19 protein-coding genes, 1 pseudogene, 1 riboswitch and 1 other annotated feature are annotated in these 22,574 nt (G+C 43.5%); all 20 genes and pseudogenes read right to left on the bottom strand.

Annotated elements, in window-relative coordinates:
• Window positions 1–140: 140 nt before the first annotated feature.
• Window positions 141–686 (bottom strand): bifunctional pyrimidine operon transcriptional regulator/uracil phosphoribosyltransferase, encoded by a 546-nt coding sequence (gene pyrR / locus MKY50_RS08490; protein WP_003232127.1) that lies wholly within the window; start codon window positions 684–686, stop codon window positions 141–143.
• A gap of 182 nt (window positions 687–868) precedes the next feature.
• Window positions 869–1,780, bottom strand: a complete 912-nt coding sequence (locus MKY50_RS08485; protein WP_003245307.1) for an RluA family pseudouridine synthase — start codon at window positions 1,778–1,780, stop codon at window positions 869–871.
• A gap of 1 nt (window position 1,781) precedes the next feature.
• On the bottom strand, window positions 1,782–2,246 hold the full coding sequence (gene lspA / locus MKY50_RS08480; protein ID WP_003245047.1) for a signal peptidase II: 465 nt from the start codon (window positions 2,244–2,246) through the stop codon (window positions 1,782–1,784).
• A gap of 102 nt (window positions 2,247–2,348) precedes the next feature.
• Window positions 2,349–2,723 carry a sporulation-related RNA polymerase-binding protein YlyA gene (ylyA, locus tag MKY50_RS08475; RefSeq protein ID WP_014479740.1) on the bottom strand — a complete coding sequence of 125 codons (375 nt, stop codon included), beginning with the start codon at window positions 2,721–2,723 and terminating at the stop codon, window positions 2,349–2,351.
• A gap of 144 nt (window positions 2,724–2,867) precedes the next feature.
• The gene (ileS, locus tag MKY50_RS08470; RefSeq protein ID WP_029946171.1) at window positions 2,868–5,633 is read right to left on the bottom strand and encodes an isoleucine--tRNA ligase; all 2,766 of its coding nucleotides are present in this window, start codon (window positions 5,631–5,633) and stop codon (window positions 2,868–2,870) included.
• A gap of 52 nt (window positions 5,634–5,685) precedes the next feature.
• Window positions 5,686–5,912, bottom strand: a binding site (T-box leader).
• A gap of 62 nt (window positions 5,913–5,974) precedes the next feature.
• Window positions 5,975–6,469 carry a septum site-determining protein DivIVA gene (divIVA, locus tag MKY50_RS08465; RefSeq protein ID WP_003221468.1) on the bottom strand — a complete coding sequence of 165 codons (495 nt, stop codon included), beginning with the start codon at window positions 6,467–6,469 and terminating at the stop codon, window positions 5,975–5,977.
• Between the two features lie 93 nt (window positions 6,470–6,562).
• The gene (locus tag MKY50_RS08460; protein WP_015383612.1) at window positions 6,563–7,336 is read right to left on the bottom strand and encodes a YlmH family RNA-binding protein; all 774 of its coding nucleotides are present in this window, start codon (window positions 7,334–7,336) and stop codon (window positions 6,563–6,565) included.
• Window positions 7,337–7,396: 60 nt separating this feature from the next.
• Complete coding sequence (locus MKY50_RS08455; RefSeq protein WP_003221463.1) at window positions 7,397–7,669, bottom strand: YggT family protein; 273 nt, start codon at window positions 7,667–7,669, stop codon at window positions 7,397–7,399.
• Between the two features lie 6 nt (window positions 7,670–7,675).
• Complete coding sequence (gene sepF, locus MKY50_RS08450; protein WP_014479735.1) at window positions 7,676–8,131, bottom strand: cell division protein SepF; 456 nt, start codon at window positions 8,129–8,131, stop codon at window positions 7,676–7,678.
• Window positions 8,128–8,820 carry a YggS family pyridoxal phosphate-dependent enzyme gene (locus tag MKY50_RS08445; protein WP_014479734.1) on the bottom strand — a complete coding sequence of 231 codons (693 nt, stop codon included), beginning with the start codon at window positions 8,818–8,820 and terminating at the stop codon, window positions 8,128–8,130. The genes sepF and MKY50_RS08445 overlap by 4 nt, the downstream gene beginning before the upstream one ends.
• Window positions 8,821–8,826: 6 nt before the next feature.
• Window positions 8,827–9,663: a peptidoglycan editing factor PgeF gene (gene pgeF, locus MKY50_RS08440; RefSeq protein WP_038428924.1), complete on the bottom strand. Its 837-nt coding sequence runs from the start codon at window positions 9,661–9,663 to the stop codon at window positions 8,827–8,829.
• A gap of 162 nt (window positions 9,664–9,825) precedes the next feature.
• Window positions 9,826–10,071 carry a YlmC/YmxH family sporulation protein gene (locus MKY50_RS08435; protein WP_003232153.1) on the bottom strand — a complete coding sequence of 82 codons (246 nt, stop codon included), beginning with the start codon at window positions 10,069–10,071 and terminating at the stop codon, window positions 9,826–9,828.
• Window positions 10,072–10,153: 82 nt separating this feature from the next.
• Window positions 10,154–11,435: pseudogene (gene ylmB, locus MKY50_RS08430) on the bottom strand (N-formyl-4-amino-5-aminomethyl-2-methylpyrimidine deformylase).
• An 87-nt stretch (window positions 11,436–11,522) separates the two neighbouring features.
• Window positions 11,523–11,624, bottom strand: a riboswitch (TPP riboswitch).
• A 12-nt stretch (window positions 11,625–11,636) separates the two neighbouring features.
• Window positions 11,637–12,431: an ABC transporter ATP-binding protein gene (locus tag MKY50_RS08425; RefSeq protein WP_029317772.1), complete on the bottom strand. Its 795-nt coding sequence runs from the start codon at window positions 12,429–12,431 to the stop codon at window positions 11,637–11,639.
• 147 nt (window positions 12,432–12,578) lie between these two features.
• Window positions 12,579–13,361, bottom strand: a complete 783-nt coding sequence (gene sigG / locus MKY50_RS08420) for an RNA polymerase sporulation sigma factor SigG (RefSeq protein WP_009967190.1) — start codon at window positions 13,359–13,361, stop codon at window positions 12,579–12,581.
• A gap of 139 nt (window positions 13,362–13,500) precedes the next feature.
• On the bottom strand, window positions 13,501–14,220 hold the full coding sequence (sigE, locus tag MKY50_RS08415; protein WP_003221446.1) for an RNA polymerase sporulation sigma factor SigE: 720 nt from the start codon (window positions 14,218–14,220) through the stop codon (window positions 13,501–13,503).
• A 62-nt stretch (window positions 14,221–14,282) separates the two neighbouring features.
• Window positions 14,283–15,212 (bottom strand): sigma-E processing peptidase SpoIIGA, encoded by a 930-nt coding sequence (gene spoIIGA, locus MKY50_RS08410; protein WP_003232163.1) that lies wholly within the window; start codon window positions 15,210–15,212, stop codon window positions 14,283–14,285.
• A gap of 192 nt (window positions 15,213–15,404) precedes the next feature.
• A complete protein-coding gene (locus MKY50_RS08405) occupies window positions 15,405–19,706 on the bottom strand; it encodes a bacillopeptidase F (RefSeq protein WP_341116481.1) in 4,302 nt (1,433 codons plus the stop codon).
• Between the two features lie 302 nt (window positions 19,707–20,008).
• The gene (gene ftsZ / locus MKY50_RS08400; protein ID WP_003232167.1) at window positions 20,009–21,157 is read right to left on the bottom strand and encodes a cell division protein FtsZ; all 1,149 of its coding nucleotides are present in this window, start codon (window positions 21,155–21,157) and stop codon (window positions 20,009–20,011) included.
• Window positions 21,158–21,192: 35 nt separating this feature from the next.
• Window positions 21,193–22,515, bottom strand: a complete 1,323-nt coding sequence (ftsA, locus tag MKY50_RS08395; protein ID WP_003232169.1) for a cell division protein FtsA — start codon at window positions 22,513–22,515, stop codon at window positions 21,193–21,195.
• Between the last annotated feature and the right edge of the window lie 59 nt (window positions 22,516–22,574).

Genomic DNA, 22,574 nt, shown 5'->3' with positions numbered 1-22,574 from the left:
AGGATGACTCAATGACTGTATAAAAAAACCTCTTTGCTTTTTTACGCAAAGAGGCATACAAAGACCTGCCGAATGCTTTTTGGGCCTTTGTTGTGCACCTCTTTGCAACCTCTCTGGATTGCCCTTAAAAAGGTGATCTATTATTCGTTTTCATAAATGGCGACGAGATCGTTTTGGTCTACCTCATCAAGCTGAACCATAACCTTTTCTGACTTTGATGTCGGGATGTTTTTCCCGATATAATCCGCTCGGATCGGCAGCTCCCGGTGTCCTCTGTCCACAAGCACTGCAAGCTGAATGGAGGAAGGTCTGCCTACATCAACAAGCGCATCCATTCCTGCTCTGACTGTTCTTCCGGTATACAGAACATCATCAACGAGAATGACTTTTTGATCTGTAATATCTACCGGAATATCTGCACCTTTTACAAGCGGTTCATCGTTGCTTGTTTTTTTAGAAAGATCATCTCTGTAAAGAGTAATATCAATTTCACCGACTGTAACAGGATTTCCCTCAATCTGTTCAATGCGTTCCGCAAGGCGTTTTGCCAGGTAAATCCCTCTTGTCTTAATGCCGACAAGAATGCAGTTATTCATTCCTTTATTGCGTTCGATCATTTCGTGAGCAATCCTGGTCAGCGCCCGTCTGATTGCCTGTTCGTCGAGAATGACAGCTTTTTGATTCAATGTGTGACACCTCACAGTTCATATAGAAGAAAAAACCCCTCCTGCCAGAGCATAGAGGGGTTTTAGGACAAGGTGCGCGCCTGTACACGCATCCCGTCTATCCGTTATCCTTCTCAGCCTCTCTGGACTGTTTTAAAGAATCTATTCAGCTTCGTTTATTATTTCAGAAAAGAAACCCTCTGTCAACCGTTTTTTCTGAGGTTTTCGATTAATTCTGCCATATCCTCAGGAAGCGGCGCTTCAAATTCGACATATTCTCCTGTTCGTGGATGGTCAAAACCTAAAACTCCCGCGTGAAGCGCTTGGCCATTAAAGTCGATTGTTTTTCTTGGGCCGTATTTCGGATCGCCTGCTAATGGGAATCCGATATATTTCATATGAACACGAATTTGATGCGTTCTCCCTGTTTCAAGCTGGCATTCCACTAACGTAAAATCCTGAAAACGCTCTAGTACATGAAAATGAGTGACAGCGTTTTTGCCATCACGTGTCACAGTCATGCTTTGACGGTCTTTTTTATCCCGTCCGATCGGCGCGTCAATTGTGCCGTCATCATGAGAAATAAGCCCGTGGACAACGGCCGTATATTTCCGGGTGACCGTTTTGTTGACCAATTGGTTTACGAGTGACTCGTGTGCCATATCATTTTTCGCCACCATTAATAAACCGGACGTGTCCTTATCGATTCTGTGAACAATACCCGGACGCATCACGCCATTTATTCCTGAAAGGTCTGTGCAATGAGCCATAAGGCCGTTTACAAGTGTGCCCGTAAGATGCCCGGGTGCTGGGTGAACAACCATTCCGCGAGGTTTGTTGACGACCAGCACATCCTGGTCCTCATAATAAATATCCAGATCCATAGGCTCTGCCAGGACGTCGAGCGCTTCCGGTTCGGGTACAGTGACGGTCACCTGATCACCCGGCTGAATTTTATAATTCGCTTTCACCGCGCTTCCGTTCACGACAACCTGTCCGTCTTTTACCCATTGCTGAACCTGGGTTCTTGACCAATCATTCTCAGTCGATGCCAAAAATTTATCAATCCGCTCACTTTTTTGTTCTTCTGAAGCGGTTATATCAATTTGATTCATGCTATTGCTCCTTTTTCTTTTTCCCGCTGTCCAACAGCATTTGTATAAATAAAAGCATTACGCCGACACATAATGAAGAGTCCGCGATGTTAAATATCGGGTAATTGTAATTGACAATAATAACATGGATAAAATCCACAACTTCCTGTCTGACAGCCCGATCGATAAAGTTGCCGATGGCACCGCCAAGCATAAGTCCGAGGGCAACGCCAAGAAGCCTTTGTCCTTTTGTATAACGCTGTATGTAATAAACAATACCAATAATAACAGCGGTTGTTATGAGGTAGAAAAACCACATCTGACCCGCTAATATCCCCCATGCAGCACCCGTATTGCGATGGGAGGTGATATAGAATACCTGATCAATGATCGGAATGCTTTGGCCAAGTTCCATGTTCTTAACAACTAGCCATTTTGTCAATTGATCGGCTGCAATAATAAGTAGTGCAATCATATAATACAGCACAAACGTTCCTCCAGTTTACGGTTACTTTAATCCATTATGCATTTTATCAATAAAAAGCACTGGAGTAAAGAAATATCAGGCATATTAACCGGACAGACACTGTTATTCATACAGTGCCTGACCATATTCGATATCCGTTGATTTCCATATCGGAAGCGTTTTTTTCTCAAATTGGACAGAATAAAGAAAATCGTTTGCTGTTCGGGCCGTCGGCAGCACTGCCAGCTTTGCAAGAGGAATGGGAGCCCCGGTTTCTTCACAGTATCCGAATGTGCCGTTTTCGATTTTGGACAATGCAAGGAGAACGTCTTGAAGCTCTTCTTTAATATGATAGATCAGAGTTGCTTTTTGTTTATGATTGATTGCTGCTTGCGGGCTTGTAGAAACCTGAAAGCAAGAATACTCAAATAATCTGGACTGTAATTCTTCTTTCATCAGAAGAAGTTCCGTATAAATTGCGGTCAGTTGATCATTCATTCTTCACAACTCCTGCTCTTAACGTAGTATCTTTATTGTTGCCTGTGAATGATGATCTAAAGCCCATAAGATTTTTCCTGTCGTTCTAAAGGATGTCACTCTTGGCACAAAAAAAGCCCGGCTTTTACGCCAGGCTCTTTTGCATTATTTTTGATAGTATTTTTCAACGATTTCAGCGTTGCGTAATGAAAGCGTAGGATATTTCGGATTTGCTCCTACATCTTTTGAAATCACACGTGATCTCTCACACATTTCGCCTTCCGCTTTCTCGACAGCGATTTTACCCGTCGCAAAGCTTTGCGCATCGTTCGGCGCTTCATTTTCTTCGCTGATTGTCAGTTCAGACACAATAAACAGCTGAGAAAGGTTTTCTTTTATGGAAGCCAAGAGCTCCTTGTTTTCTTTGTTTGGATACAATTTCAGGTTTGCTTCCAAAGATTTACCGATAATTTTTTCATTTCGCGCAGTTTCTAATGCTTTCAACACGTCATCACGAAGAGCCATAAAGCGGTCAAATTTTTCTTCAGTCGCTTCACTGTTTGGAACCGCGATTGTTTCCGGCATATCGGTCAGCTGAACGCTCTGCTCTTCAACAAATGTTAAATGAGACCACAATTCGTCTGCCGTATGTGGAAGGATAGGCGCTGAAAGCTTCACTAATGCAAGAAGCGTTTCGTAGAATACTGTCTGCATGCTGCGTCTATCCGGATGATCCGCATGCTCGATGTAGACAATATCCTTTGCAAAATCAAGGTAGAATGAGCTCAATTCGATTGTGCAGAAATTATGAATGCTGTGATACACAACCGCAAATTCGTACTCATCATACGCTTTTTTCACTTTATCAATCAGCTTGTTCAGCTTAATCAGCATATACTGATCCACTTCACGAAGATCTTCGACAGCCACCGCATTTGTTTTTGGATCAAAATCGAAAAGGTTGCCGTGAAGGAAACGGAACGTGTTGCGGATTTTACGATATACTTCCGCAACCTGCTTTAGAATGGCGTCAGACACGCGAACGTCCGCCTGATAATCCACTGAAGATACCCATAATCTTAAGATGTCGGCACCAAGCTGTTTCATGACTTTAGCCGGAACAACAACGTTACCGATTGATTTACTCATCTTGCGTCCTTCTCCATCCAGTGCGAACCCATGGCTGAGCACACCTTTATACGGCGCTTTCCCTGTTACGGCTACTGCTGTAGAAAGAGAAGAGTTAAACCAGCCGCGATATTGGTCAGATCCCTCTAGGTATAGATCAGCCGGGCGAACGAGGTCATCACGTTCTTCAAGCACTGCTTGATGTGAAGAGCCTGAATCAAACCAAACATCCATGATATCCTGTTCTTTTGTAAATGTGCCGTTCGGGCTGCCAGGATGCGTAAAGCCTTCCGGAAGAAGATCCTTTGCTTCTTTTTCAAACCAAATGTTTGATCCATGCTGTCTGAACAATTCAGAAACATGTTCAATGGTTTCATCTGTAATAATCGGTTCTCCGTTTTCAGCGTAAAATACCGGAATCGGCACACCCCACGCACGCTGTCTGGAAATACACCAGTCTCCGCGGTCCCGAACCATGTTGTGCAAACGTTGCTCGCCCCATTCAGGAACCCATTTGGTTTCTTTAATGGCATCCAGCAGGTCTGATCTGAAATCTTTAATAGACGCAAACCATTGCGCTGTCGCTCTGAAAATGGTTGGTTTTTTTGTTCTCCAATCATGCGGATAAGAATGAGTAATGAATTCAAGCTTCACAAGTGCGCCTTTTTCATCAAGCTGCTGTGTGATCGCTTTGTTTGCATCATCATAGAACATGCCTTCAAAGCCAGGAGCTTCGCTTGTCATTACACCTTTTTCATCGACCGGGCAAAGCACATCTAAACCGTATTTTTGGCCGATGATAAAGTCATCTTCCCCATGTCCAGGCGCTGTATGAACACAGCCTGTTCCGGCATCAGTTGTTACGTGTTCACCAAGCATAACGAGAGAGTCTCTGCCATATAGCGGGTGTTCAGCGATAATGTTCTCAAGGTCTTTTCCTTTGACCGTTCTTGTCACTTCATACTGATCAAATCCGCATGCCGATGCAACATTTTCGACTAAGGCACTTGCTACGACAAAGCGGTCTTCACCTACTGCAATCACGCTGTACTCAAGATCAGGGTGCACTGAAATTCCGAGGTTCGCCGGAATTGTCCAAGGCGTTGTTGTCCAAATAATGATGCGCTCGCCGTTTTCAAGAACGCCTTTTCCGTCTTTTACACCAAAAGCGACGTAAATAGATGCTGAACGTTTGTCTTGATATTCGATCTCGGCTTCAGCCAGAGCAGACTCACTTGAAGGTGACCAGTTAACCGGTTTAAGGCCTTTGTAAATGTAGCCTCGTTTTGCCATTTCACCAAATACGCGGATTTGCTGCGCTTCGTATTCCGGTTTTAATGTCACATATGGGTTTTCCCAGTCACCGCGGACACCAAGACGTTTGAATTGCTCACGCTGTCCCTCGATTTGCTTCCAAGCGTACTCTTCGCATAGTTTGCGGAATTCCGCTACTGACATTTCTTTGCGGTTGACCTTTTTGTTTTTTGTCAGAGCTGTTTCAATTGGCAATCCGTGTGTATCCCAGCCCGGCACATACGGTGCGTTGTAGCCGCTCATTGATTTATAGCGGACAATGAAGTCTTTCAAAATCTTGTTAAGTGCATGGCCCATATGGATGTCGCCGTTTGCATACGGAGGTCCGTCATGTAAAACAAATTTCGGGCGGTCTTTCGTCCGTTCCTGAACAAGACGGTAGATATCTTCTTCCTCCCATTTTTTTTGAATGTCAGGCTCACGGTTTGGCAAATTTCCACGCATCGGGAAATCTGTTTTCGGCATTAAGAGCGTATCTTTAAAATCCATTTTCATTCCTCCACTGCATTTTTTCAGAAAATAAAAAAAGCCCTCTCATCCCATAAGGGACGAGAAAGCTTATCTCGCGGTACCACCCTTTTAGAAAAAGCAAACATACACTTTTTCCTCTTGAGCATCGTAACGTGATGAACGTCCTAACCTACTGTGAGTTCAGCAAGGAAACTAAAGGGCTGATCTACATGATTCCGGCCATCCCGGACTCTCACCATCTCCGGGTCGCTATGAAGGCCTGAAGGAAACATGACTGTCCCTTTCAACCGTTTTTTCATCTGAATTTATGAACGTATTATATTCGACAAGCTAAGAAAATGTCAAGATAATCAGAGAATTTATTCCTTTTCCTCAAATACAGCGTCGACTTCATACTCAAGGAGATGATCCCAATCGTCATTTTTCAGAAGATCAAGCTGAGCTTCAATCAGCATTTGGAAACGTGTTCTGAACACTTTAGACTGTTTTTTCAGCTCTTCAATTTCCATTGCAATTTTTCTTGATTTTGATAACGATTCGTTGATAATGCGATCAGCGTTTTTCTCCGCTTCCCGAACAATCAGCTTTGCCTCTTTTTGAGAATTGCGTTTTACGTCTTCAGCCGCTTCTTGAGCAACTAAAATTGATTTATTCAATGTTTCCTCAATATTGGCAAAGTGTCCGATTCTTTCATCTAGCTCATTGACTTTCGCTTCAAGCTCAGTTTTCTTGCGGAGAACAATTTCGTAATCTTTTCTGACTTGGGCTAGGAATTCATTTACTTCATCTTCATCATATCCGCGAAAACTTTTTGTAAACGTCTTGTTGTGAATATCATTTGGCGTTAATGGCATGATGCCACCTCCATTTTTACATTTCAGTACGGTTATCTAGTTCACATTATAAAACAAATTTCGCACAGATGGAGAAAAAAACTGAAAAACCGACTATTTTTGTCGTTCAAACGTAACTCTCCATTTGTCTTTTTTGGTTTTTCCTTCGATTTTTGTTAAGCTGCACCGGCCAAAACCTCTGATTGACAGCATGTCCCCTTCCGCGACTATGTATGAAGGATCTTCAACCACCTTCCAGTTCACTTTCACAAGGCCGTTTTTCACAAGCGTCTGTGATTTCTGGCGGGATTGCCTGCTCATAGAGGCGCAGACGGCGTCAAGCCTTAAAGAAGAAACCGTGTCATCTCTTATTTCGACATCAACTGCTGGAATGTTAAGGTCTGACAAGTCAATTTTCTCTAGGCTGACCGCCGCTTTGCCTGCTTGGGTCAGCTGTGCAGCCACAAAATCAGCGGTATCGGCTGAGACAATCAATTGCACTGCTGTCTCAGAAAACACGATGTCACCGAATTTTTGCCGCTTTAATCCTATGCCCATTAATGCACCAAGCAGAGAACGATGATCTACTGAGACAAACTTGTCAGCATAACGGACGTTAAACGCCTGCAATTCAAAATCCGATTCTTCCGGAGTAATGTACTCTGGATACAGAATCGCCCGTTTTCGCTCCGCTCTGTCATAGCCGCCGGAAAAAGCAAGCCCGACATCAGCCTGTCCCGTAACAGCAGAGAGGATGACCTGCTCTCGGGGATCTAAAAAGTCGGTCAGCTTCATCCGGTACTGCTCCTGGACAATTCTTTTCCATTCGAGCGCCTGATCAATAAAGGCCCGCTCGTCTTTTCTGAAGTGCTGATATATATCGCTCATCGTCTTTCCCTTCTATGTAAAGAGGCTTGGCTGCTGCCAAGCCCCTATCAAACTGTCACATTAAAACGCAATCATGCGATAAAGTCCCCACAAGCCGGTTGTCGCAAACCGAAGCACAAGTATTGCTACGATTGGTGAAATATCCAGCATTGCAATCGGAGGGATGATTTTTCTGAATGGTTCGAGATATGGTTCACAAATCGAAGCTAAAAAACGTCCGACTGCTGTTTCCCTCGTACTCGGCACCCATGACATAAAAATATATATGATCAGGGCAAATGAGTATATTGTGATTAATAAGCTTAAAACCGAAAAAACTTGATAAAGGATCATCTCGCTTTACCACCTCTGATGTTCGTCTTCAGATATGAGCTCAGAAATTGTGCCTGATACATCTACGTTGTCAGGCGTGCAGAGGAAAATATCAGAGCCGATTCTTTGAATATCGCCGCCAATGGCATAAACGGTTCCGCTTAAAAAGTCAACAATCCGCTTCGCCTGGTCATGCTGTATCCGCTGAAGATTGACGACAACTGCCCGCCGATTCTTCAAATGGTCGGCTATTTCCTGCGCCTCCGCATAAACGCGCGGCTCACTCAACACCACTTTAGAGGATTTCTGAACACTTTGCAAGCTCACTACATTCTGTTTGCCCGAAGGTTTATTCCCCGTATAAGCCGGCTTTTCTTTTTGCTCATGCTCCTCATGAGATTCCCGCTCTGTCTCAATATATTCATATTCGTATTCTTCATCTTCCATTGAGAAAAAGTTTTTCAGTTTATTTTTCATACTCATTGCTGTACACCCCCTGTTTCATTTCCGACTAACGATGAGCCGATTCTAATATAAGTAGCTCCTTCTTCAATTGCAATTTCAAAATCATTTGACATGCCCATCGACAGTTCAGTACACGGAGCGTTCGGCTGGTTCAGCTTCTGAACCTGGTCACGGAGTTCTCTCAGCGACCTGAAACAGCTTCTGATCTGATCTTGATCATCAGTCAGCGGAGCCATTGTCATCAGTCCGGCAACAAGGATATGTTCGAAACCGGAAAGCTCCTGTATGAATGGAATGACTTCTTCTTTTTTCATGCCATGTTTAGAAGGCTCAAGAGAGGTATTGACCTGCACAAAGCATCGTACAGTACCTTCAGCCCGTTTTTCAATTTCTTTCGCTAATGAGAGCCGGTCTAGGGAATGGATATAGGAAACCGCATTGACGACAGATTTTGCTTTTCTTGATTGCAGACTGCCGATAAAATGCCATTCCGGATTCCCTTTCATCAATTCCTGTTTGCGGAGCAGTTCCGCATCCCGATTCTCTCCTAGGCAGGTGATGCCAGCATCTACTGCCTCCTGTGCTCTTTCAGGTGATACATATTTTGTGACTGCAATAACCGTAACTTCGTCGGAGCTGCGGCCCGATCTGTTACATGCTTCGTTTATTCGTTCGTTTATATGTCGTAAATTATCAACAACACGCAAGATCTTTTATGCCTCCTTCATTCCGATAAAGGACATCATCCGTCCAGTTTTCCCCTGATCGCGGCGGTGAGAATAGAAAAGAGACGGCTCGCTTTCCGTGCATAAACCGCTGACAGAAATTTGTTCACTTGCCAAACCGCTGTCCATCAGTATAAGACGGTTCAGCTCTTTCAGATCAAGCTGATATTGTGCCTTTGCCGTCTGATTAACGGCAAGGTCTGCTGAAACCGGCAATGCGCGGACAGCATCCATGACGCGGTCGTCTACCGTATAGCATGCTCCGCTGATAGACGGGCCAATAACAGCGTAAATATCTGAGGGATTTGAACCTTCCTTCTCAGTCCATTGCTTCACCATTTCTCTGCCAATCTGTTTAACGGTGCCTTTCCACCCGGCATGGGCGACTCCGACAAGCGACTTAACCGGATCATAAAAGAAAAGAGGCACACAATCAGCAAAGCATAATGCTAAAAATACATTTTTTTCATTTGTATATAGCCCGTCCGTTGCTTTTAGAGCCGTGTGATACTCACGGGCGCCTTTTCCCCTATCCCTCTGCGTCACTTTCTGAACGCGATTATCATGTGTCTGATCAGCGAATACCCAAGACTGCAAATCAGTATTAAACATATCGGCAATATATTCACGATTTTTAACTACATCTGCATCTTTGTCATGAACGTGCAATCCTGTATTTAACGATTCAAAAGGCTTTTGGCTGACACCGCCGTTTTTTGTCGTAAATCCGGCAATGACTTTTTTGTTGTTTTGATTCGTTTGAACCCAGTCTTGTATCATGAGTGTCGAGGGTGTGGTAAGACTGAATGGGTGATATGTATTCATGATGATCCAACCTTTCGACAAACATTTAAAAAAGCGGAATTCCCCACTTATTTTACCACATCTTACTGCATTCGTTGAGCGCCGATTTGCATATTTCTAAATGAAATGTGCCGGAAGAATCGAGACTTCCGGCATTTGCCAATCTGCGGCAGACAAGCAGGTTTATGCATGTGGTTCACTTAATCGGACTAAGATTACATCTTCCCCGATTTTTACTATATTTCGCCATGGAATGACCAATTCCTCTTCTTTTCCAAAAAATCCGAGAACTTTCCCATTTCCTCCGAGTATGATCGCCTGAATTTTTCCAGTGGTCACATTGATATCAATATCACCAATACTCCCCAGCTTTTTTCCGTTTGAGACATTGACGACATCCTTTACCTGAAATTCTGAAATGCTGATCATTCCATCACGTCCTTTTTCCGTCCTTTTGTTCAAGTATATGAACGGGCAGGCTGAACCTTGTCAGCAAGAAGAAATTTTCATGTCATTGTTCTTTTTTCCGGCTGCACCAGCTGATGATAAAATCGAGTATAATTTTTGTATACTCTACTAGCTGCTCAATCGATACCTTCTCGTTCACAGAGTGTGCATTGTGCAGATCTCCAGGACCGTATATTACGCATGGAATACCGGCATCATACAGCCATCCGCCATCTGTAACTGATTGAGAAACGTCAATAATTGGACACTCCCGTTTCACTTTCTCATGAGAGGCAGTTAGCGCTAAGACGCCTGGGTGGCCAGGGTCAACTTCCAATGCCGGAAAAATTTCCCCTCTGTCTTCTATCATAGATGAGCCTCCCCACTTGAATACAGGGCGGTTTTCCCTAAGCCAAATATCACTGTCACTCAGCCGATTGACGTAATCTTCTATTTCCGCTGCCACTTGGTCATGGGTTTCATTTGGATAAAAATGGACTGTGATCCACAGCCGGCATTCGTCCGCTATAAAAGCCGCATGTCTGCCGCCTTCTATAACTGCCGGATTAATCGTATTTGTGCCTGGTTTAAAACCGGGATAACTTTTCATAATGGACCAGTGGCGCTCAAGTTCACCGAGCCCCGCAATGATTTTCGCCATTTTTTCAATTGCGCTTGCTCCGAATGTTCCTCCGCCTGCGTGAATCATATTCCGTCTCGTTCCATCATGAAATGTTTGACTGCTTTTGATTTCGATCCAGCCTGTAATGACACCGCCTTGGCCTTGAATATGCATATCGCTCGTATCCGCGACAATTGCAAAATCAGCGTGGTAGCCCCTCTTGCAGCATTCAAGTGTGCCGGCCTCTCCAACTTCCTCCCCAATAACCGATTGCAGAATCAGATCACCTGGAAGCTCAATGCCGGCTTCACGAATTAATTTGACAGCAAACAGCACACAAGCCATTCCGCCCTTCATATCGGAAGCGCCTCGCCCGATTAAGAGACCGTTTTTTTCAATGGGATGAAACGGATCGTGCTTCCATTCTTCATCCTCTTTTACCTCTGCCACATCTACATGACCATTGATAATCAGGCTGTAATAATCTGCTGAATCTGTTCCCTTTAGCTTGCCGACAACATTGGGATCTCCAGGGTACACATCCCATTTGTCGATCGAGAATCCCAATTCATTTAAAAATCCCGCAATCCATGACTGAATGCCCTCTGTATTTCTTGCAGGCGGAGCGGGTGTTTGATAAGAAATCAGTGTTTTAGCAAGCTGAATAAGCTCCTCCTTTTGTTCTTCCACTTTTTTTTTGCAAAGAGTCTATTTGTTGATCCAATGTAAATCCGCTCCTATTCTTTAAAATCAAAAAAGCCGTTTCAAATGTGATGAAACGGCTTAATAAAAACAAACGGAGTCCGATGTACTCCGCTTTTCACCGCTTCCCTCCGCTGGCATGATCCAGATCAGGTCAAAAGGGTTGAGACAAAGTCTCTCTCAGCTTCGTAAAGCACCCCTAGGATGAATCTATATATGTTTGTCAGGCATTCGTTATCGGCTCAGCTCTTGTTAAAAACGGCCGATCCTGATTCCATAATACATGGATTGGCGTATCAAAAAAAGCGGAAAGTATTTGATCAGTAAGCATTTCCTTTATTTCTCCGGATCCAAAGACCTCTCCCTGTTTTAATAAAAGGGCTTTATCAAAGACAGGCAAAATTTCTTCAGCATGATGAGTCACATAAAGGATAGATGGTGCATTTTCTTTGTTTGCAATGTATGTAATCGTATCTAACAACTTTTCCCGGGCAATAAAATCCAGTCCTGTGACTGGTTCATCCAGTATCAGCAACTCCGGATCGGCCATTAGTGCTCTAGCAATCAACGCTCTTTGTTTTTCCCCTTGAGAAAGGGTTTCATAGCGGCGATCGGCATATTCAATTGCTCCCAAGTCCTCTAACAAACCTATCGCTTTTTCCCTGGTTTCCTTACTTGGCGTTTCATATAACCCAATCGAAGCGTAAGCTCCGCTCAAAGCAATTTCAAAGGCTGAATCTGCCGGATACAATTTTTGCTGAAGAGCTGCTGAGACGAGGCCAATTTTACGTCTGAGCTTTTCCCCAAGCTCTGTTTTGCCAAATTCATGGCCAAGCACCTGCATCTCGCCTGATGTTGGAAAATAATATGAGCAAAGCATATTTAACAGCGCTGTCTTCCCGGCGCCATTTAGGCCGTAAAGCACCCAATTTTCCTTTTCTTCCACCTTCCAATGAATATCTCTCAGTATCCATTTCCCATTCCGTTTTAGTGAGACATTGTCAAGCTGCAAAATCATCGTGGTCCTCCTCTTTATTGCCTTTTATAATTGTTTTAATTTTCATAAAACTTTGTACGAACTAGGATACCTTACTTTTTCCAAAACGTAAACCATCCGTAATCAATAGAAAAGCCTTTAAAACAACATCGTTTTAAAGGCTTTTCATTATTGATGAATATTTTTATTCATTTGTTTGATAGCCGCTTTTTCAAGTCTGGACACCTGCGCCTGAGAAATTCCGATTTCCTCGGCGACTTCCATTTGGGTTTTCCCTTGGAAGAATCGCTTTCTCAAAATCATTTTTTCCCTATCATTCAGCCTTCTCATGCCCTCTTTTAAAGCCAGCTCTTCAATCCATTGTGAATCTGTGTTACGCTCATCACTGATTTGGTCCATCACATAGATCGGGTCTCCGCCGTCGTTATAGATCGGTTCAAATAGAGAAACCGGATCCTGGATGGCATCAAGCGCAAATACAATTTCCTCATGCGGTACTTCAAGAACTTTTGCGATGTCTTCTGCAGTCGGCTCCTTGCTTGTCTCACTGATTAACCGCTCTCTTACCTGAAGCGCCTTGTAAGCGATGTCCCGGAGTGATCTTGAGACACGGATCGGGTTATTATCGCGTAAATACCTGCGGATCTCTCCGATAATCATAGGTACAGCGTATGTTGAAAACTTAACATTGTGGCTTAGGTCAAAATTATCAATGGATTTCATTAGTCCGATGCAGCCGACTTGAAATAAGTCATCAACATACTCCCCTCTGTTATTAAATCGTTGAATGACACTTAAGACAAGACGCAAGTTCCCGTTTACAAGCTTTTCTCTTGCTGAATCATCGCCTTCATCCTGCAGCTGCCTAAACAGCTTTCTCATCTCTTCATTCTTGAGTACTGGTAATTTGGAGGTATCCACCCCGCAGATTTCGACTTTATTTCTCGACACTTTTTTCCCTCCCTACAGGAGCTGCTGTACAACGTTAAGTATCTCCTTGGGTGGGAAAAATATGCACTGCACTCAGACCGAAAAACTGTCGAAATCAGGAAATCCCTGTAAAATCAAGGGGTTCTAACCATAAAATTTTTTACACCATTTTGTTGAACTCTTTTCTCAACCTTTTTATAATTCTTTTCTCAAGCCGCGAAATATAAGACTGAGAAATCCCCATCATATCCGCTACATCCTTTTGGGTTTTTTCTTCTTCACCGACAAGCCCAAACCGCAGCTCCATGATTTGCTTTTCTCTCTCATTAAGCTGTTCAAGCGCTTTTTTCAAAAGCTTTTTATCGACGTTAGCTTCTATGTCTTTAGTGATGATGTCATCGTCAGTGCCGAGCACATCAGAAAGCAAAAGCTCATTGCCGTCCCAATCAATATTAAGCGGTTCATCAAAGGAAACCTCTGAACGGATTTTGTTATTTCTTCTTAAATACATCAGGATTTCATTTTCTATACACCGGGAGGCATAGGTAGCAAGCTTGATTTTCTTTTCTGGATTAAATGTATTCACAGCTTTGATTAGACCGATGGTACCGATGCTGATTAAATCCTCTATATTAATTCCCGTATTTTCAAATTTACGGGCGATATATACGACCAGACGCAAATTGCGTTCAATTAGAATGGCGCGCGCCGCCTGATCGCCGTTTGGGAGCTTCATTAACAAAACCTGCTCCTCATCTTTAGATAATGGAGGCGGCAGGGCTTCACTCCCGCCTATGTAATAGACTTCATCACTTTTCAGCCCAAGTTTCATCAGCAGCTTATACCAGAGGTGCGTCAACCGTAATTTCAGTTTTTTCATCTTCCTCTCCCTTCTAAATGTCACGCCGTTTGAGTATGATAAGTAACGGACATTTGCGAACATTATGAAACGTGTTTGACAGCCTTGCCCGAAAGCATTTTCGGATGAATAATCGCGTCAAACTCTCCATCTGCCGACAGCTTTGTTGTGCTGATACCGATTAAACATTTATCTGCAGAAATCATTTCTTCTTTTGTCATAATCGTTACGTGATCCGGTTTAACGCATAATAAAAATTGATTTTGCTGACCAACTCCCCTGTATGGAATCAACCTCATTTTATCTAAAAAGCGAAAGGAATCATCGAGCTGTTCGATGGCTTCCAATGGGTCTGTGTTTCGAATGATCATCGTTTCGGCTGTTCCGAAAATCGGCTCCAATTTATCAATGTAAATGATCATTACCGGTGTTTTTGTAAGAGGATCGTACAGCTGATTACCGGAATCAATCAGGCCTCTGACATGAAGTGTTTGGCTGCCCAAATCTGCCTGCACGCTGACTCGTTCCTCATATTGAATGTTTTTTGTTTCAATATCTTCAATTCTTCTTTTAGAAAAAAACCATAATGCTGGAAAGCCACCAACAATAAACAACCAGCTGATCGGGTCTCCAAACCCTGTTTGATTGGTAATCATGACACCGTTTTGAACAATAGAATTTGACTGCAGCAAAGAATGGGCTCCTATAATTCCTCCCCCCATTAAAAAAGTGGCAAAATAAAAGGAAAACAAATTTTGAAAGAAAAACCGAAATCTTTTAAAGCCAAATGTCACCACCACAATCACAACTGAAAAAGCTAGCTTCCCAGCCGGATGTTCAACAATCGGCGAAAAAGGAGTAAACATCAAAAGGACAATACTGGAACCGATGAACGCTCCGCCTACCAGTCTTCTTTTTTTTACATGCCTTTTTAAAATAAATGCCGTGAGCAAAAGCAAAAGTGCATCAAAACAAAAGTTTAACAGCCAAATGACATCTAAATAGATTTTCACATCTGACTCCTTTCTTTCTTGCCTCACGCTGTTCCCCTGCTTGCTTCATAAGTATAAAGCAAGCTCTGTGGGAAAGTCTGTCAATTAATGTTGAGAGGAAAATACAATTTTTCAGGGAAATCTGCTTAATTTGTCGAGGAAGTGTAATGAGAGGATATAAAAAAGCTGCCAATGACGGCAGCTTTTTTCCACTTAATTTTCTGTGTTGATATTAAGTTTTCCATTCGCAGTTTTTCTAGTTTCATTTCCATAATCATCTCGTACGATCACTTCTACTTTTGCTCCTTTTGCTTTAATAGAAGAAGTGGCTGTCCAATAGCCTTCATATCTCCCCGGAGAAATTTCTCTTAACGGGAGCTCGGTGGCGTTTTGCACACTCGCTCTTGCATTCGTCAGCGGCATACGAATGATAAACGTTGCATCTAAATCCTCAGCGCTTGAGAAAGCGATTTTCACAGATTCACCGGCTTTTAAGTTTTTATCCTCTCCCGGAATTAAGCCGGAAATGACAGGCTTATCAAAATTGACATCAATGACAGCCTTTTTCGTCGTTTTGTTGCCTGCTAAGTCTGTAGCAATCACCTTGATTTCATTGCTTCCATTCTCCAAAAGAATCCGGGCTGAGTATGAACCATCGGTTATTGTTGCTTTTTTGCCATTCACCTTGACGTCTTTCAGATTGTCATCGGATACAGCCCCTTTGACAGTCAGCGTTTCTTTATTTGTTTTCCCGCCATCCTTTGGAGTGTCCAGCGTTAACTCAGGCTTTTCTTGATCAAGCGTGACCGTGATTGGGCTGGAGGCATCTGTTGTTCCGTTGTCAGTTGATGCAGTTGCCGTCAGCTCATTTTCACCCTTGTTGAGTATGATGCCTGCATGGAACGTGCCATCCGCAGCAGCTTTCGTTTCTCCTGCTTCTTTCTCTCCATTATAAATGTGTACCCTTGTACCAGGAGAAGCGTTTCCTTTTACAGTGACGTTCTCCTTATTTGTGTATGATTTGTCTGTCGGTGAAGTAATCTCAGGTACAGCAGCTTCGTAATCAACTAATGCGCGAATCATATAGTTGCCGTCTGCTTCGTCACCCGGCTCCCATTGTCCACCTATATACTGCCAGTTGCGGCCGGAATTCTTGCCGGTTTCATCCATTGCCAGTCCAGGTGAATACGGGTCAGGTTTTGACTGGATATATACGAGATAAAAGTCTCTATCGACCATAATCCCTTTTGAACTGAGATCTACCTTAGTCCACTCGCCATTGCGAAGAGCTTCAGCGTTAAATGGCCCGGCAATTTTTTTGCCCGGTGCTCCGTCTTTTCCTGTAGCATCGTATACCTCAACCTTAAACTCTGTGCCGCCGGGATCAGGGAACTCTGTATCCCAGAATCTGAACAGCCCTCCTGTAAGCATGCCTTTGTCCTTGCCGTCAGCGAGCGTCATTTTTACCGCCCATCCGTTTCCGGCAGCAAAATAGGAATTGGCATTCTCCGCTGTTCCGTCATCATATGCAATTTCACCCGGGTAACCGACAAAAGGCTTCAATGCAGTTTCTTTTGTTACATCACCTTTTAACTCAACGGAAAATTCATCACTGTAATAACCCGGTGCAGCGACTTTAATCGTATAAGCGCCTTCATAGGCCTCCAGCGTATATTCACCTTTGTCGTTTGTCATAGCCGGTTCCACCGCAGCATCCTCTACAACATAAACGGAAGCGCCTTTTACCGGCTCTCCTGTCGTTTTATTGATGACCGTGCCTTTTAATGTGCCCTTCTTCATCTCTTCTAACGTAAAATTAGCTTGTGTCGTCTGATCCGTCTTTAAAGATACTTTTTGTGTTTTCGACTGATAACCATATGCTTCTGCCATAAGCGTATAGTCTCCCGCTTTGTGCTTCAGCGTGTACTGCCCTGTGGATTGATCTGAATATGTTGATTTTCCTGTTTCCACTACACTGACTTGTGCCCTGAGCGGCAAAACTTGAGGCTGTATAGCCTTGTTCTGATGTTTTACCGCTGTGTTTGCAGATGGCTTAGCCTTTTTCGGATTTACTGGCTTTTTCTTTTGCTTTCCAGACGGCTTTTCGACGCCCAGCTTATTCTTTTTGACTGTTTTTCCGGCTGATTTGTCAGAAAGCACTACATCATCAATGTACCAGCCCTCTTTGTTAATACTTTCATCTGATTGAAGGTTAAACATCACTTGAATGTTTTGGCCTTTATAAGCCGATAAATCAATTTCTTCGTCCGTCCAGCTTGATGTCTTTCCGTTATAGACACCAGCCTGCTCCCAATTCTTTTCACCTTCCGGAAGAACAAAAACGTAGCCGTAATCAAAATCATCCTCTAAATTGTGCCAGCTTTTAAATTGAAGGAACAGACTTCCTGAATCAGGTGCTTTAATAGGAGGCATAACAAGGTTCATGTTTGCTGAGTTGGCATAATTTCCTGTCAAATTCGTTCCATATACTTTTTCTCCGGATGCTGCTGTATTTGGGCCAGTTGACGGAACTCCCCATTCCCAGTTATTATTTGTTCCGCTCGCAACCCAGCCGCCGGGTGCAGTTTCAAAGTCCTGCTTATATCCCGCCGTGATGCTTGGTTTCACTGTTACATCGTATACGTCAGACGAAACGACATGACCGCCAAAATCGTGAATCATCCACTTATAGCTTAGTTTAGTTCCTTTTATATCTGGGATCTCTGCCTGATACGTTCCTTTTAGATGATCACCGCTGATTCGTTTAGCCGTTATTTCTGTCCATTCACCTTGATCAAGCTTGTAGGACAGCTTTACAGATGTCACACTCACATTGTCTTCAGCTGTCAAAGTCAGTGGCAGGCTACCACCTTCATAAGCTTCAGTTACTTTCTCATGCTGATAGACAGGAGGCTCTTGGTCATCCCCCTCTACAGAAACTTGTCCTTCCGCTTTGCCTAAACCATCTGTAACAGCGGATACAGCATCAAAAGCATTCACCAGACCATGGCCATATCCGTTATTCGGTGAATCAGGAAATGTTGAATCCGTGAGCGGTTCAGCCGTGCTGGTTAATATATCCTCCATCTCATCAACAGAAAGTGAGGCATTCGCCTGTTTCAGCAGTGCAGCAACAGCGGATACATGCGGCCCTGCCATTGATGTGCCGTCCCAACCATCCTCATATGTCTGACCAGGAACGGATGAACGAATATTAACGCCCGGTGCAGATATTTCCGGCTTTATCTCATCATATGGAGATGGCCCTTGAAGAGAAAAGTCAGCGAGCTTTTTATTGATATCAGTCGCTCCAGTTGCAAACGATTCTGGATAGTTTGCCGGATTTGCGATAGAACCAGGCCCGCCGGGAATAAAGAGATCCGTATTCCCCGCTGAAAACTCTGGGAAAATATCGGCCGCACGCCAGGCATTGACCATGTCTCTGTACCATTCATCAAGTCCAGAACCCCCTCCCCATGAGTTATTGACAACATCAGGAGCCATTTCCGGGTGGGGATTTCCTTCCGCGTCCTTTGGTGCTAAAACCCATTCACCAGCTTCCAAAATGTCAGCATCAGTGCCGCCATCTTCAGAGAACGCTTTAACAGCAATCCATTTTGCGCCAGGCGCTACACCGATTTGATTTGTTCCATCAGGTTCAGAGCCCACCATCGTGCCTGTCACATGGGTTCCATGAGCCAAATCATCATAAGGGCTTGCCTCGCCTGCTACGGCATCATACCAGTTCATTTCATTTTCAGGCTCATTAGGATTTTCCGGATTATATCCGCGATATTTCTCTTTTAATGCCGGATGATTCCATTCCACCCCGGTATCAATGGACGCAACAACCGTGCCAGTTCCATCATATCCAAGTGCCCAAGCTTTTGGGGCATCGATTTGGTCTACATTCCATTCCACACCGTCAGTTGCTTTAATAGCTTTCTGTGCTTTTTTCATATTAAATGGGGAGGATGACTTAAAAAGCTGCCGTTTCTCATTAGGAAGCACCTTTTCCACTTCGGGAAACTGCGCCACTTTTTCCATAACCTCTTTTGAGGCATGAACAGCGATCCCGTTCACCACATAATAAGAATGAATTTGGTCTGCATTTCCTTTATCTTTCTGGGTGTTCAAGTATTTTAGGACATCTTGCTGGGATTCATCGGCTGTGACTTTTAAAGATGACACAACAGCAGAACGCTTTTGATATTCCGTCTTAGCGGCAGACAGCTTCTTCGATTTCGCTTTTTTAACAGCCGCTTTTGCCGCTTTATCTGTGTTAGCCTGATCTTTAAATTTAATCAGAAAAGTCGTTTTTTCTTTCTTTTTAAAGCTTTTCTTTAATGAACTCGAAATCTTGTTTTGAATGGATTCCGCAGATTGAAGCTCCTTTTTAACAGAAGGTGAGGTGACTTTACTGCTTGCCCCGGCTGCTCCCGGAAACAGCAGTGAACTGATGACAACTGTACTTAAAACAGAGCTGATGAGTCTGTTTTTCGTTTTTTTCCTCATTTTCATCCCCCTTTTTCAACATGCTTTTTAAAAAAAGTGTCGTCCCTCCTTTTAATAATGAATGGTTTGTCAGAACATCGCTGTATATTAACTGTAGACAATCTGAATTACAGATATTGTCGTTTCATGTCATTCAATTTCCATATATATGAAAATGATAAAAATGTCACAAAAATAAATAGGTCTAATTATCTGTTTTGTTACTAAACGAAGGAAGCAATAGGGAAAAAGACTTTATAAGAAGGAAAGTGTGAAGAGAAAAACAAAAAAGGACAAAATCGAAAACGATTTTGTCCTTTACATTAGCCGCGTTTATTACGGTTTCTTAAGAATGTCGGGATGTCAAGCGTATCATCAGCCGGCTGTGAAGTATGACGGCTTACTGTGTTCTGCTGCTGAGGCTCCTCACGTTTTGGCTCACGCTTCGGAACACTTTGATTGTGTGTTTTGATGCTTTGATTTAAGCTTGGACGCTGAGGCTTCGTCACGTCCTTCTCTTGTTCGATAAAGCCGGTTGCAATCACTGTCACCACAATCTCATCTTTTAGATTTTCATTAATAACAGAACCGAAAATCATGTTTACGTCTTGATCAGACGCCGAAGCGACAATGTCTGCTGCTTCTTGAACCTCATATAGGCTGAGGTTTGTTCCTCCAGTGATGTTCATGAGGACGCCTTGCGCACCGTCAATGGCCGCTTCAAGAAGTGGGCTGGAAATTGCTTTTTTTGCTGCCTCTGCCGCGCGATTTTCCCCAGTAGCAATACCGATACCCATCAAAGCAGATCCTTTGTTTGACATGATTGTTTTCACATCAGCAAAGTCAAGGTTGATAAGACCAGGTGTAGCAATCAAGTCAGAAATACCTTGAACCCCTTGGCGAAGTACGTTATCCGCTTCACGGAATGCTTCAAGCATCGGTGTGTTTTTATCAACAATTTCAAGGATACGGTCGTTCGGGATCACGATCAGTGTATCCACCGCTTCTTTCATTGCCGAGATTCCGCCTGCAGCCTGAAGCTGTCTTTTGCGTCCTTCGAAGGTAAACGGTCTTGTCACAACGCCGACAGTTAATGCGCCTAAGTCTTTCGCGATTTGTGCGATAACCGGTGCGGCACCTGTTCCTGTTCCGCCGCCCATACCAGCTGTCACGAATACCATGTCAGCACCTTTAAGTGCTTCTTCAATCTGCTCTTTGCTTTCTTCAGCGGCTTTTTTCCCGACTTCCGGATTCGCACCTGCTCCCAATCCTCTAGTCAGCTTTGCGCCGATTTGCATTTTCACTTCTGCTTTTGACAGGTTAAGAGCTTGAGCGTCCGTGTTTACCGCGATATACTCTACTCCTTGCACTTCATTTTCAATCATTCGGTTAACGGCGTTGTTACCGCCGCCTCCTACTCCGATTACTTTAATTGATGCTAAGCCGTCTATGTTTGTTTCGAACTCCAACATGCTAAATCCTCCTAATCTGCCGAATGACTATCTATCTATTCCCAAAACATGCTTAATAGTTTTTTCATTTTGCTCTGTTTATTATGTTCGGCTTGTGTTTTTTGTTTTCCTTTTGGCCGCTGCTGCACCTCATTTTGGTGATGATGCTGCTCTTGTTCCTCAGATGATGAGACTGCGATTTCCTGTATCGCTTCTTCAGGCATCTTAAAGCCTATTTTTCTGCCTTGGATTCTTGCATTCCGGCAGGCGAATTGGATCAGGCCCACTCCCGTCATATATTGAGGATCTCTTACACCGATATAATTCGGGCTTGCCACTCTGACATTGTTTTGCAGCACATCCTGTGCCAAAGACATGACACCCGGCATAGCTGCTTGTCCTCCTGTCAGCACGAAGCCTCCCGGCAGATCGGTAATTCCCATACTGCGAAGCTCTTCTGAAACAATTTCAAGAATTTCCTCTACTCTCGCTTCAATGATATTCGCTGCTTCTTGCTGTGTAAATGTTTGTTTTTGATTGGTGCCTATAACGGTTACCTCAAATATTTCATCTTCCGAGGCTTCGTCATAGTAGGCATGTCCAAATTGCTTTTTTACGCGTTCTGCTTCTTCTGTTGACGTTCTCAATCCGATGGAGATATCTTTGGTGATATTTTCGCCTCCGAGAGGAATGACACGGGTAGAAGTGAGATGTCCGTTCTGGAATACGGCAATGGTTGTTGACCCTCCCCCTATATCAATGAGAGCCACACCAAGGTTTTTCTCGTCCTTTGATAATGCAGCAGAACCGGCTGCCAGCGGCTGAAGGCAAATATCAGTTATTTCAATACCAGCTCTTTCAACGCAGCGGAGTAAGTTATGTAAGATTGTTTTTGAACCGGTGATCAAGGTGCCCTCTACTTCTAAACGCACACCCAGCATTTTTTTCGGGTCGGTGATTTCATCTCTTCCATCTACGATAAACTGTTTAGGAATGACGTCAACAATCAGCTGTTCGTGCGGTACTGAAACAACCTGTGCCGCCTCCATGACACGGCGTACATCTTCAACCTGAATTTCTTTATTTTCACTGGAAACTGCTACAACACCGTTTGTATCTTGAATATTGATATAATTTCCATTAACGCCGACAATAGCTTTTCTAAGCGGAAAACCTACCATTCTTTCAGCTTGGTCAAACGCTTTTCTTATAGAATGAACGGTCTCATCTATATCAACGATTGAGCCTTTTTTCAACCCTTCAGACGGTACATTTCCCACACCGATAATATTAAGGGAATCATCTGTCATTTCTCCGACGATCACTTTTGTATTGGACGTACCGATGTCAAGACTGACGTAAAGTTCATTGTTGTTCATTCTATGGCACCTCCTCACATTTCGATCATTTCTATTCTATTATTTGCGGAACAACAATA

It is taken from the genome of Bacillus sp. FSL R7-0685, assembly GCF_038002425.1.
GTDB lineage: Bacteria > Bacillota > Bacilli > Bacillales > Bacillaceae > Bacillus > Bacillus subtilis.
Note: the sequence above shows the minus strand (reverse complement) of the source record. Positions and strands in the feature narration are given on the sequence as shown.